Annotated in this window: 10 protein-coding genes; 7 read left to right on the top strand and 3 right to left on the bottom strand. The window is 68.7% G+C overall.

What is annotated here, in order from left to right; genetic code table 11:
• Window positions 1–65 precede the first annotated feature (65 nt).
• Complete coding sequence (acs, locus tag D6M19_RS02180) at window positions 66–2,027, bottom strand: acetate--CoA ligase (RefSeq protein WP_123023487.1); 1,962 nt, start codon at window positions 2,025–2,027, stop codon at window positions 66–68.
• A gap of 144 nt (window positions 2,028–2,171) precedes the next feature.
• On the opposite strand from acs, the gene D6M19_RS02175 reads away from it, so the two are divergent.
• From D6M19_RS02175 to D6M19_RS02145, 7 genes are all read left to right on the top strand, one after another.
• Window positions 2,172–3,365, top strand: coding sequence for a sensor histidine kinase (locus tag D6M19_RS02175; RefSeq protein ID WP_123023653.1), 1,194 nt, complete (start codon window positions 2,172–2,174; stop codon window positions 3,363–3,365).
• On the top strand, window positions 3,362–4,153 hold the full coding sequence (locus tag D6M19_RS02170) for a LytR/AlgR family response regulator transcription factor (protein ID WP_123023486.1): 792 nt from the start codon (window positions 3,362–3,364) through the stop codon (window positions 4,151–4,153). Before D6M19_RS02175 ends, D6M19_RS02170 begins: the two co-directional genes overlap by 4 nt.
• Window positions 4,146–4,517 carry a DUF485 domain-containing protein gene (locus tag D6M19_RS02165; protein WP_123023485.1) on the top strand — a complete coding sequence of 124 codons (372 nt, stop codon included), beginning with the start codon at window positions 4,146–4,148 and terminating at the stop codon, window positions 4,515–4,517. Before D6M19_RS02170 ends, D6M19_RS02165 begins: the two co-directional genes overlap by 8 nt.
• Window positions 4,514–6,259, top strand: coding sequence for a sodium/solute symporter (locus tag D6M19_RS02160; RefSeq protein WP_123023484.1), 1,746 nt, complete (start codon window positions 4,514–4,516; stop codon window positions 6,257–6,259). The genes D6M19_RS02165 and D6M19_RS02160 overlap by 4 nt, the downstream gene beginning before the upstream one ends.
• A gap of 148 nt (window positions 6,260–6,407) precedes the next feature.
• Window positions 6,408–6,761: a DUF485 domain-containing protein gene (locus D6M19_RS02155; protein ID WP_123023652.1), complete on the top strand. Its 354-nt coding sequence runs from the start codon at window positions 6,408–6,410 to the stop codon at window positions 6,759–6,761.
• Window positions 6,758–8,389, top strand: coding sequence for a monocarboxylic acid transporter (locus D6M19_RS02150; RefSeq protein ID WP_123023483.1), 1,632 nt, complete (start codon window positions 6,758–6,760; stop codon window positions 8,387–8,389). Before D6M19_RS02155 ends, D6M19_RS02150 begins: the two co-directional genes overlap by 4 nt.
• A 134-nt stretch (window positions 8,390–8,523) precedes the next feature.
• Window positions 8,524–8,868, top strand: a complete 345-nt coding sequence (locus tag D6M19_RS02145; RefSeq protein ID WP_123023482.1) for a cupin domain-containing protein — start codon at window positions 8,524–8,526, stop codon at window positions 8,866–8,868.
• A 61-nt stretch (window positions 8,869–8,929) separates the two neighbouring features.
• On the opposite strand, the gene D6M19_RS02140 is transcribed toward D6M19_RS02145, so the two are convergent.
• Both D6M19_RS02140 and D6M19_RS02135 read right to left on the bottom strand, forming a co-directional pair.
• A complete protein-coding gene (locus D6M19_RS02140) occupies window positions 8,930–10,579 on the bottom strand; it encodes a DNA repair helicase XPB (RefSeq protein ID WP_123023651.1) in 1,650 nt (549 codons plus the stop codon).
• Between the two features lie 108 nt (window positions 10,580–10,687).
• Entirely contained in the window at window positions 10,688–12,937 is a 2,250-nt protein-coding gene (locus D6M19_RS02135) for a helicase-associated domain-containing protein (RefSeq protein WP_123023481.1), read from the bottom strand.
• Window positions 12,938–12,960: the final 23 nt, after the last annotated feature.

Here is a 12,960-nt window from a genome sequence, read left to right as displayed (position 1 = left end):
TCGCACCGGCGTCCGCGTCGTCACCCGGTGAACTGGGTCCCATCGCGGGCACCGCCGCGGCCGCGCTACCTGGCGTTCCGGATCGCCTCGAACACTGCCGGATCGAGGAGTGTCGAGGTGTCGCCGAGTTCGCGGCCCTCGGCGACGTCACGAAGCAGCCGCCGCATGATCTTGCCGCTGCGGGTCTTCGGCAACTCTGGCACCACGTGGATCTCCTTCGGCCTGGCGATCGGCGAGATCTCACGCGCCACCTCGGCCCTCAGCTCGTCGACCATGTGTTTACCGCCGTCGGCCGAGTCGGCCTGCAGGATCACGAACGCGATGATCGCCTGGCCGGTGTGCTCGTCGCTGGCCCCGACGACGGCCGCCTCCGCCACGTGCGAATGACCGACGAGCGCGGACTCCACCTCCGCGGTGGAGATGCGATGCCCGGACACGTTCATCACGTCGTCGATGCGGCCGAGCACCCAGATGTTGCCGTCGAGGTCGTAGCGCGCGCCGTCACCGGCGAAGTACCAGCCCTGCTCGGCGAACCGCGACCAGTACGTCTCGCGGAACCGGTCCTGGTCCCCCCAGATGCCGCGGAGCATCGACGGCCACGGCGCGTCGAGCACCAGATAGCCCGACGCGTGCTCGCCCAGCTCTGGGCTCGGCTCGATCAGGTTGCCGTTGTCGTCGACCACCCGCGCCGAGATGCCGGGCAGGGGCCTGGTCGCCGAACCCGGCTTGCACACCGTCACCCCTGGCAGCGGCGAGATCATCGCCGCACCGGTCTCGGTCTGCCACCAGGTGTCGACGATCGGAGTTTCGTTGGCGCCGAACACATCCCGATACCAGCGCCACGCCTCGGGGTTGATCGGCTCGCCGACCGTGCCGAGCAGCCGCAGGCTCGACAGGTTGTGGGCGTCGGCTATGTCGCGGCCCCACTTCATGAACGTGCGCACCAGGGTCGGCGCGGTGTAATAGATGGTGACACCGTATTTTTCGATGATCTCGAAGTGGCGGTGCTCGTCCGGCGAAGCCGGCGTTCCCTCGTAGAGGACCTGCGTTGCGCCGTTGGCAAGCGGCCCGTACACGACATAGCTGTGTCCGGTGATCCACCCGATGTCGGCTGTGCACCAGTACACGTCGGTCTCCGGCTTGATGTCGAAGACGTAGTGGTGGGTGTATGCCGTCTGGGTCAGGTATCCGCCGGATGTGTGGATGATGCCCTTCGGCTTGCCGGTGGTGCCCGAGGTGTAGAGCAGGAAGAGGGGATGTTCGGAGTCGAACGCCTCGGGGGTGTGTTCGGGCGACGCCGAGTTCACGACGTCGTGCCACCACACGTCGCGGCCCTCGCTCCACGGAGTCTCGATACCGGTGCGCCGCACCACGAGCACATGCTCGACGGTGCTCGCGTCGGTGCCCGCCGAAATCGCCTCGTCGACGGACTCCTTCAACGGCACGGCCTGACCGCGCCGATACTGCCCGTCGGTGGTGATCACGAGCTTGGCCTCGGCATCGTCGATGCGGGCCTTCAGCGCGGCGGCGGAGTACCCGGCGAACACGACCGAATGCATCACCCCGAGCCGTGCGCACGCCAGCATCGCCACGACCGCCTCGGGAACCATCGGCATGTAGATCGCCACCCGGTCGCCGGCTCGCAGGCCGAGCCCGGTCAGCGCGTTGGCGGCGCGGCACACATCGGTGTACAGCTCGCCGTAGGTGATGGTGCGCCGATCGCCGACCGGCTCACCCTCCCAGTGGATCGCGACCCGCTCGCCGAGGCCCGCCTCGACGTGCCGGTCGACGCAGTTGTAGGCGACGTTGAGCCTGCCGTCGACGAACCATTTGGCGAACGGCGCGTCGGAGAAGTCGAGCACCTGGGAGAACGGCGTCTGCCAGGACAGCCGGTCGGCCTGCGCGGCCCAGAATCCCAACCGGTCCCGGTTGGCGTGGTCGTAGAGGTCGGCCGTCGCGTTGGCCTGTGCGGCGAACTCCGCAGAAGCTGCATACGTCGAGGGAGCTTCGGTGCATGTGTCGGTCATGCGCTGTGAGCGTAGTCACGAAATGCCTGATCAACGGGCGTGCGTCACAGTAGTCTGCGAGCGGCGCATGACGAGCGCCGACCGGTCAATGCCGTCGGCCGAACGGTCGAGTCCATGGTCGCACCGTGGTTCAAAAGAGGTGAGATGTCCGGCGTGTACCTGATCGCCCTCGTGGCGGTGCTGGCCGTCGCGGGCCTGATCGCGGCGGCCTTCGTCGTGCGCACCCGCCGCGTGGTGGCCACCCCGACCGAACGGGCAGTGCACGAGGCGCTGCACACGGCATCGCTTGCGGCGCGCGCGCTGCGCAAGGGCCTGGAGCCGGAGTCCGCGCGCGCGGCGGCGCCGCACCTGCGCAAGCTCACCGGAACCGACGGTGTCGTGCTGTACGACGGCGAGGGTCGGCTGCTGTCCCGCGATCCGCCCGACGACGCGGTGTGGACCAGCGACGTCCTCGACGCGTGCGGGCGCGCCGTCGACGACGCGATCTCCGGCCACCGCCGGGTGCTGACCGGGCGCCAACCCGCGGTGATCGCCCAGCCGCTGCTCGCCGACGACGGGGGTGTGATCGGGGTGCTCGTCGTGGTGACGGCGCACACGCCCGCGCCGGGGATGCTCGGCGCGGTCGGCGAGGTGGCCCGCTACGCGGCCAGCCAGATCGAACTCGCCGAGCTGGACGCCTCCCGCGCGCGGCTGGACCGTGCCGAGGTGATCGCACTGCGGGCGCAGATCAGCCCGCACTTCATCTACAACGCGCTGAACACGATCGCCTCGTTCGTGCGCACCGATCCGGACCGGGCCCGCGAACTGATCCTCGACTTCGCCGACTTCACGCGGTATTCGTTCCGCGCCGCCGGGCAGTACACCACCCTCGCCGACGAGCTGGGCAACATCGACCGCTACCTTCGCCTCGAGCGGGCCCGGTTCGGGGACTCGTTGACGGTCAAGCTCGACGTGGCGCCCGAGGTGCTCAACGTCGTCGTGCCGTTCCTGATGCTGCAACCGTTGGTGGAGAACGCCGTCCGGCACGGGCTGGCCGGACGAAGCGGCGGCTCGATCGAGATCGTCGCCCGCGACGAAGGGTCGGACTGCGCGATCACCGTCGAGGACGACGGTGTCGGGATGGATCCCGAGACGCTGCGGGCCGGGCACGCCGACGTGCTGACCGAGCCGGGGTCGGGCGACGAGCGGGCCCACGTCGGGCTGACGAATGTCGACCATCGTCTGCGGGCCGCGTTCGGCAATGACTACGGTCTTGTGGTCGAGACCGCGGCAGGCGCGGGCACCAAGGTGATGATGCGAGTGCCCAAGTTCCGGCCGGGCGTCAGGGTCGGCGCATGAGCGACGCGATGACGGTGCTGGCCGTCGACGACGAGGCGCCCGCACTCGACGAGCTCACCTACCTGCTGCGCCAACATCCCGCCATCGGAACCGTTCGCGGCGCGGCCGATGCCACCGCCGCGCTGCGCGAGCTCGGCGAGGGCGGGATCGACGCGATCTTCCTCGACATCAACATGCCAGGGTTGTCGGGCCTCGAACTCGCTTCGGTGCTCGGCAATTTCGCCGAGCCGCCCGCGGTGGTGTTCGTCACCGCACACGACGACAAAGCGGTCGCGGCCTTCGACGTCGGCGCCGTCGACTACCTACTCAAACCGATCAGACGCGACCGTCTCGATGAGGCAGTGCGGCGAGTCGCGGCCACCCGGGTGGCCGAGCAGGCCAGGCCGGCCAACGACGCCGCCGAGTCGAACGCGGACGTGATCCCCGCCGAGGTGGCAGGCGTGACCCACTTGATCCGCAGGGACACCATCGGGTGGGTGGAGGCGGAGGGGGACTACGCACGGCTGCACTCCGCTTCCGGCGCCCACCTGGTGCGCATACCGTTGAGCACGCTCGAATCCCGTTGGGCCGAAGCCGGTTTCCAACGGGTACATCGTTCCTATCTGGTTTCGCTGTCGATGGTCACCGGGATGCGCACCAGCGCCGGGTCGGTGATGGTGCGGGTACGGGCCAACGGTGCGTCGCCTGCCGTGGAGCTGCCGGTGAGCCGACGCCAGGCGCGAGAGCTTCGGGACCGGCTGATCCGCGATCCGATGCGCGGCTACCGACCGGAGCGCGGCGATGACTAGCGGACGACCGCAACGCGAAAGGGTCGTCCTCGCACACCGTCGCGGCGCGCGCATGGTGCGCACCCGCGTGGAGGTGCAGGAGCAGACCGAGGTCGGCGACGCGCTCGTGCGCGGGCTGGTTCGAGCACAGCTCGGCCTCGCGGTGCGACTGGCGGCGGTGGTGATGTGTGTGATCGTCGCGGTTCCCGTCGGGGGCAGCCTTTTTCCCGCTCTGGCATCCACGGCGGTGTTCGGCGTCCGGTTGAACTGGCTGGTGTTGGCGGTGCTGATGTACCCGTTGGTGTACGGCGTCGGCAGGCTCTACGTACGCCTGGCCGAACAGGCAGAGCGCGATTTCATCCGGGTGGTCGACGAAGAACCATGACCGATCATTCGTCCATCCCGCTTACCGCCACGGCCCTGCTCGCCGCGGCCATGGCCACCGTCGCCGTCGGCGTCTACGGCGGGCGGCGATCGCGCACCACCTCGGACTTTCTGGTGGCATCCCGCACGGTCGGCGCCCGCTCCAACGCGGCGGCGATCTCCGGCGAATACCTCTCTGCGGCATCGTTTCTCGGCGTCGCCGGCTTGGTCGCCAAGTACGGCGCCGACGCGCTGTGGTACCCGGTCGGCTTCACCGCCGGCTACCTCGGACTGCTGTTGTTCGTCGCGGCGCCGCTGCGCCGCTCCGGCGCATACACCGTGCCGGACTTCACCGACTTCCGGCTTGGCTCTGCGCGACTGCGGACCGTGACGATGCTGTTCGTCGTCGTCATCTGCGTGCTCTACCTGGTGCCGCAGTATCAGGGTGCGGGCCTGACCATCAACATCCTGCTCGGGTTGCCGGTGTGGGTCGGGCCCGTTGCGGTCGCCGCGATCATCATCGGCAACGTGGTCGGCGGCGGGATGCGCTCCATCACGTTCGTACAGGCGTTCCAGTACTGGCTGAAGCTGACCGCGATCGCGGTTCCGGCACTCGCGCTGGCGGCGCTCTTCCTCGCCGACCCGGTCCCCCTCGGCGGGCCGCTACCACCCGCGGTGGCGCGGCCGACCACCGTCGCGATCAACACCGACGTCGTGGTCCAGGTCGACGCCCCCGCAGGGATCACCGTTTCGGGCACCCTCGACGGCCGACCCGTGCGGGACGCGCCGATACCGTCGGCAGGCAGGCACACGCTCGGTCTCGACAGCACGCTGAAACTCGCTGCGGGGGCCGCGACGCCCGTCGTCGCAGGCGCACCGAGCACCGGCGAGGAATGGGCAGGATCCGGCGGCGGACTGGGCGGCGGGCATCCGCTGTATCAGGTGCTGTCCATCATCGTCGCGACTTTCCTTGGCGCCATGGGACTGCCGCACGTGCTGGTGCGGTTCTACACGAACCCCGACGGCCGGGCGGCCAGGCGAACCGCGTTGGCCGTCATCGCCCTGCTGGCCTTCTTCTACGCCTTCCCGACGCTGATGGGCGTCTTCGCCCGGCTCTACGTTCCGCAACTTCTGATCACCGGAGGTGCCGACGCCGCGGTGTTGCTGATGCCCGAAGCGGCCATCGCAGGGCCGGTCGGGCGTCTGCTCGGCGCGCTGGTGGCCGCCGGTGCGATCGCGGCTTTCCTCGCGACGTCGTCGGGTCTGCTGGTGAGCATCGCAGGGGCGCTGGCGACGGATGTGTTGCGCGGGCGGGTGCGCGACTTCAGGATCGCCGCGCTGATCGGGGGTCTGCTGCCGCTGCCGCTGGCACTGGCGGCGTCGACCTTGGAGCTGTCCCGCAACGTCGGGTTGGTGTTCGCCGTCGCCGCGTCCACGCTGTGCCCGCTTCTGGTGCTGGGAATCTGGTGGCGCGGGCTGACGGCCGCGGGCGCCCTGTGCGGATTGACGGCGGGCGGCGTCGTCTCCGGCGCGGCTGCCGGCCTGACCCTGGCAGGCGGAATCGACGAGCACATGCTCGGCGGCTGGCCCGCGATGCTGGCCGGCTACCCCGCGGCGATCAGCGTGCCGCTGGCATTCGTCACCATGATCGTCGCCAGCAGGCTGACCCGGGCCGCGGTGCCTGCCGACACGGCTCGGGTGTTCGCCCGCATGCACCTGCCCGAACGCCTCGGCATGAGCGTCGAGCGGACTCCCGGCGACTGACGGCCGCACCGCTCGTCGCGCCCGATCGACCGTTCACCGCACCGCTCGATGGCTTGGCCGTATGGCTGTCGACAGCGCCGCGCGATGTGAGGAAGGTCTCAAGAAGCCACCGGCACAAGCCGGCTCACAGACGAGGCAGGAGTCCATGGTGTCCCTCACGGATCTACCAGAACAAGACGCGCTATCCGCACGCAGAGCGCAGTACATCGCCGTCCAAGAGAGTCCCGAATTCCAGGAATTGCGAAGCAAGTTGCGCCGCTTCGTGTTTCCGATGACCGCGTTCTTCCTGGTTTGGTATGGGCTGTACGTCGTGCTCGGCGCCTTCGCCACGGACTTCATGGCCACCCCGGTGTTCGGCAATGTCAACGTCGGCCTGCTGCTCGGGCTCGGCCAGTTCATCACGACCTTCGTCATCACCGGGCTTTACGTCCGGTTCGCAAACAAGGAGCTCGACCCGCGGGCCGAGGCGATCCGTGCAGAACTCGAGAGCGAGGAATCATGAACCTGCTTGCCGCCGAAGCCCCGGCCGTCGGAAACCCGGTCGCCAACATCGCGATCTTCGCGGCCTTCGTCGTCATCACGCTTTTCGTGGTGATCCGCGCAGGCCGCAAGAAGTCCAGTGCCGCAGAGTTCTTCACCGGCGGACGTGAATTCACCGGTCCGCAGAACGGCATCGCGATCGCGGGCGACTATCTGTCGGCCGCAAGCTTCCTCGGCATCGCGGGGGCCATCGCCGTCTACGGCTACGACGGCTTTCTCTACTCGATCGGCTTCCTGGTGGCCTGGCTGGTGGCGCTGCTACTGGTCGCCGAATTGTTGCGCAACACAGGCAAATTCACCATGGCGGATGTGCTGAGCTTCCGGCTCAAGCAGAAGCCGGTACGGCTGGCCGCCGCGACGTCGACGATGACCGTGTCGTTGTTCTACCTGCTGGCCCAGATGGCCGGGGCGGGTGGTCTGGTGGCGCTGCTTCTCGACGTCAAGGGCCGGTCCGGCCAGAGCATCGTCATCGCGGTCGTCGGGGTGCTGATGATCTGCTACGTCCTGATCGGCGGCATGCGTGGCACCACATGGGTGCAGATCATCAAGGCTGTGCTGCTGATCACCGGCGCAGCGGTGATGACCGTGATGGTGATGGCGAGGTTCGGGATGGACTTCTCCGCCATCCTGGGTTCGGCGCAGCAGGCCATCTCCGGCTCGGCCAGCGAGGCGGTCGCCAACCGCGACGTGCTGGCGCCAGGCGCCCAGTACGGCGGATCGACCACGTCGAAGATCAACCTGATCTCACTCGGCATCGCTCTCGTGCTGGGGACCGCAGGCCTGCCACACGTGCTGATGCGCTTCTACACGGTGCCCACGGCCAAGGAAGCACGCCGTTCGGTGGTGTGGGCGATCGCGCTGATCGGGGCGTTCTATCTGTTCACGCTCGCGCTCGGCTACGGCGCCGCGGCCATCGTCGGCCCCGACCGGATCCTGGCGTCCGCAGGCGGCCAGAACTCGGCCGCGCCGCTGCTGGCGTTCGAGCTCGGCGGCGTTGTCCTGCTCGGCGTGATCTCGGCGGTCGCGTTCGCGACGATCCTTGCCGTCGTCGCCGGGCTGACGATCACCGCGTCGACGTCCTTCGCGCACGACGTCTACGCCAGCGTGATGAAGAGCCACGAGGTCACCGAGGACGAGCAGGTGCGGGTGTCCCGCATCACGGCGGTGGTGCTGGGTGTCGCCGCCATCGGGCTCGGTATTTTGGCGAACGGGCAGAACGTCGCATTCCTTGTCGCGCTGGCGTTCGCGATCGCCGCAGCGGCGAACCTGCCGACCATCGTCTTCTCGCTGTACTGGACGCGGTTCAACACCCGAGGGGCGTTGTGGAGCATGTACGGCGGGCTCATCACCACCCTCGTGCTGATCGTCTTCTCTCCTGCCGTGTCGGGTTCGAAGACGGCGATGTTGCCGAGCCTGGACTTCGCGTGGTTCCCGCTTGCCAACCCGGGCATCGTGTCGATCCCGCTGGCGTTCGTGCTCGGTGTCGTCGGCACGCTGACGGCCAAGGATGTGCCCGACCCGGGGATCAACGCCGAACTGGAGGTGCGGTCGCTGACCGGGGTGGGGGCCGAGAAGGCGGTCTCGCACTAGTTCGACGGGGGCGACGACGGCGGCGACCACACAGCGGTCGCCGCCGTTTCGCGGGTCCGGCCTTGCCGATGCTGCCGATGACGAGAATGGTGATGTTGATGGCATATCCGATCGGCTGAATGGGGATGCGGATTATGAACAAGGTTTCACTGACCGCCCTCGCGCGTCAGCATCTCGAGACCGCGCGCGCGGCCAGCAGCGGCCGGAGCGCGCACACCGTCTACGGCGGCCACGAGCATTCGTTGCGCCAGACCCTGATCGCGCTGAGGGCGGGCAGCGAACTGGACGAGCACGAAGCCAACGGCGAAGCCACGCTGCACGTTCTGCACGGCCGGGTGCGGCTCACCAATCAAGAGGCGCAGTGGGAGGGTTCGGCCGGTGACCACATCATCATCCCGGACTCCAGGCACGGCCTGGCGGCGCTGGAGGACTCCGCAGTGCTACTGACCGTCGCGAAAGCCGTTGGCCCGCATGTCTAGTGGCTGATGGTGCGGTTTCGTACGTGACACGCCGACGCCGCGTACGAAGGCGCACGGACGGTCATATAGCGGGGCCCAGTAGGTCGTCGGCGTCCTTGATCACGTAGCCGTAGCCCTGCTCGGCCAGGAAGCGCTGGCGGTGCGCGGCGTATTCGGCGTCCAGGCTGTCGCGCGACACCACCGAATAGAAGATCGCGCCTCCGCCGTCGGCCTTGGGCCGCAGCAACCTGCCCAGCCGTTGCGCCTCCTCCTGCCGCGACCCGAATGTCCCCGAAACCTGTATCGCCACATTGGCTTCGGGCAGGTCGATGGAGAAGTTGGCCACCTTCGACACCACCAACGTGGAGATCTCGCCGCGGCGGAACTCGTCGAACAGCGCCTCGCGTTCCGCGGTTTTGGTCGATCCCTGGATCACCGGGGCGTTGAGTTCCATGCCCAGCTCGTCGAGCTGATCGAGGTACGCGCCGATGACCAGCGTCTGATCATCGGGGTGGCGTTCGAGGATCGACTTCACCACCGCGATCTTCGAATGCACCGTCGAGCAGAGCTTGTACCGTTCTTCTGGCTCGGCAACGGCGTAGAGCATCCGCTCGTTGTCGGTCATCGTCACCCGCACCTCGATGCACTCCGCGGGCGCAATCCAGCCCTGAGCCTCGATGTCCTTCCACGGCGCGTCATAGCGCTTCGGCCCGATCAGGCTGAACACGTCGCCCTCGCGACCGTCCTCGCGGATCAGGGTGGCCGTCAGGCCAAGGCGGCGCCGCGACTGCAGGTCGGCCGTCATCCGAAACACCGGCGCGGGCAGCAGGTGCACCTCGTCGTAGATGATCAGGCCCCAGTCACGGCTGTCGAACAGCTCGAGGTGGCGGTATTCGCCCTTCGTGCGGCGGGTGATCACCTGGTAGGTGGCGATGGTGACCGGCCGGATCTCCTTCTTCTCGCCGGAGTACTCGCCGATCTCTTCCTCGGTCAGCGACGTGCGGTTGATCAGCTCGCGCTTCCATTGCCTGCCCGCCACGGTGTTGGTGACCAGGATCAGCGTCGTCGCGCCCGCCTTCGCCATCGCGGCAGCGCCGACGAGCGTCTTGCCTGCGCCGCACGGCAGCACGACCACACCCGAGCCGCCCTGCCAGAACGAGTCGGCGGCCATTTCCTGGTAGTCGCGCAGATGCCAGTTCTCCTGATCGAGGCTGATCGGATGCTTCTCGCCGTCCACGTAGCCAGCCAGATCCTCTGCGGGCCAACCGATCTTGAGCAGCATCTGCTTGATCCGACCACGCTCGCTGTTGTGCACGATGACGGTGTCGTCGTCGATGCGAGCGCCAAGCATCGGCGCGATCTTCTTGTGCCGAAGCACCTCCTCGAGGACGGCGCGGTCGAGGCTGACGAGCGTCAGCCCGTGCACCGGGCTCTTCACCAGCTGAAGGCGGCCGTAGCGGGCCATCGTGTCGACGATGTCGACCAACAGCGGCTGCGGCACCGCGTAGCGCGAGAACGACACCAGCGCATCGACGACCTGCTCGGCGTCGTGGCCCGCGGCCCGCGCGTTCCACAGCGCCAGCGGCGTGATGCGGTAGGTGTGGATGTGCTCGGGCGCGCGTTCCAGCTCGGCGAACGGAGCGATCGCGGCGCGTGCGGCGCCCGCTTGCTCGTGGTCGACTTCGAGCAGGACCGTCTTATCGGACTGCACGATCAATGGGCCATCGGTCATTCTGTCCATTATCCCGACTCGGCGGACAGCGGCTTCGACGAGCGTGCGTGACCTGCCGCTTTTAGGCGGCGTGTCGTGCGCAGACATGCACGCTCGCGGTGCAGGGGGCTAGGCCTCGTCGGCCGACACCACCGACGTGACGCGATGGATGGCGAAGTCGCGGACCCGGCCCGTCGCCGGGTCGTAGGCGGTCAGCTGGCCGCCGCGCACGGTCACCGGCGCCACCACCCGCTGAGTCGCCACCCCAGCGGGGTCGACGTATCCGATCACCACCGAGTTCTGCAGTCGGGCCGCCTCCTGCAGTTGCGAGATGGCCACCGCCGGGTCGATCCGCATGCTGGCGAACGGCGTCGCTGCCACCTTGCGCAGCACCGCGACGATCGCGTTCAACGTCTGGCCCGGCGGGGGCGTCGGCTGTCGTGGGGCACGGCGCTGCGCGGGGACGGGCACCCGCGCCCCGCGGGCGCGGATGTCGACGATCGCCCCGGTGGAATCCTCGGCCGCGGGGGCGAAACCCGCAGTACGCAACGCCGCGAGCACCTCCGAGATCGGCGCCTGTGACACTGCCACCGTCGGGGCGAGCAGCCGCATCTCGAGAGGTTCCGCGGCGGGCGCACCGACCGCCTGGGCAAGAAGCGCGGGGTCCTCACAGCGGACGAACGACGCGGCCATCCCGACCCGCAGCTGCCCGTGCCTGCGGGCCACGTCATCGATGAGATAGGTAAGCCCCTGCGGCACAGGAGTTTTGGAATGACGACCGAACAAGGCGTGCAGTTCGCCCGCGGTGCGGCCGGTATCCAGTGCGCGCCGGATCGACGCCTCGCTGATCCGGTACACCATGGCCGCACCCGCCGACTCCACTGTCGCCACCGACGCCAGCTGCTCGGCGAGGTCGCGTTCGAGCGGGCCGGGCACGACGACGGTCAGGTCGGCCTGCAGCAGGAAGTGGTCGATTGGTTTGGGCAGCACCACAGCCATCGCATCGGCGGCGCCTGCATCACCTGCGAGCAGCTTGCGTCCCGGGCCGGTGATGGCGCCGCGGCCGACGACACCGAGTGCGTGCGCCTCGGTCAGTAGGTCGGCCACCGGTTGCGGCTGCAGCCGCACCGCCCACCGGGGGCGTCGCCAGACCATCGCACTCGACGCCGTCGCCGCGTCGACGCCCGCGCCGTTCGGCAGGTCGGCGAGCACGCTCAGTAACAACCTGCGGTCCAGCGGTGCGGCGGTGGAGTAGAGCGAATCAGAAAGGGCGGCATAAGGTTTGCCGTCCGGGCCACGGCCGCCGATCAAGCCCGGCCTACCGGGAAGGTCCAACCAGGTCGAGGCGAGCAGGTGCCAGCGCACAGCAACGGGGGATTCGATGAACCGGTCGGCTGACACGGTAGGCGCCCAGTACGGCCCGGTGCCGTCGAGTGGTTCGGGGTCGGGCAGGCCCGCCGCGATCAGCCCCGCGGCGGCCGAGATCTCGAGGACAAGGCCGAGCCGCTGCTCGTCGATCCCGGTCACCTTCGTCAGCCGCTTGACGTCGCGTACGCCAAGGCCGCCGCTGCGAAGCTCGGGGACCGGTGTGGCGCCGAGTGTTTCGATCACCAACTCGACTTCGCGCAACAGGTCGATGACGGCGCCCGCGGCGACCGCGTCGACGTCCGCTGTGGACGTCGTCGACACCACCGGGTCCGGCGGCGTCAGCCCGACAGGTCCGGGGACCTCGCCGCGCAGGGTCTGACCCACCAGTCGGGGCAGGATCACGGTTTCGGCGTCGACCTGGCGGAGCAGGCCCGCCGCCAACAGCCGCTGCACGGGCCGGTCCGGCGGCGTGCCCGGCGCGGCGTCGCGGGTCCTACCCATCGGCGAACCCTCCGTCAGCCGCCGCAGCAGATCGCGCTGCGCATCGTCGACGACTGCGAGCCGGTCGGCGATCTCGTCGCCGGTGTGCTCGGCGTCCTCCATGATGGCCTGGCCCGGATACCAGGGCAGGCCCGCCGAGGTCTCGGCGGCCACCCGGACCTCGCTGTCGCCCCACACCAGAGCGCGCTCGCGCAGGTCGTCGATCGCGGTGGTGACAGCGTCCTCACCGACGCGGCCGTCGATCAGCGAAATCAGCTTGGTCAGCGGCACCGGCGTGGTCTCGGCCTGCAGTGTCAGCAGCGCATCGAGCACCGCGAGGTGCAGGAAATCCAGCTCGTCGGTGGCGGCCTTGACGGACTGCCTGGCCTGCGCGCGGGCAGCAAGTGCCGCGATGCTGCCCGGCGGCGGCTGGGTCAGGTCGGGCCGCAGCTCGAGCAGCCGGATCAGCCGCTCGTCAGGCAAATCGGCTAGCCAGGCGCCCAACGGGACACCCGGATTCTGTTCAGACATTACTGACCAGCGTAAAGCAGCCC

It is taken from the genome of Mycolicibacterium stellerae, from assembly GCF_003719305.1.
Taxonomy (GTDB): Bacteria; Actinomycetota; Actinomycetes; order Mycobacteriales; family Mycobacteriaceae; genus Mycobacterium; species Mycobacterium stellerae.
Note: the sequence above shows the minus strand (reverse complement) of the source record. Positions and strands in the feature narration are given on the sequence as shown.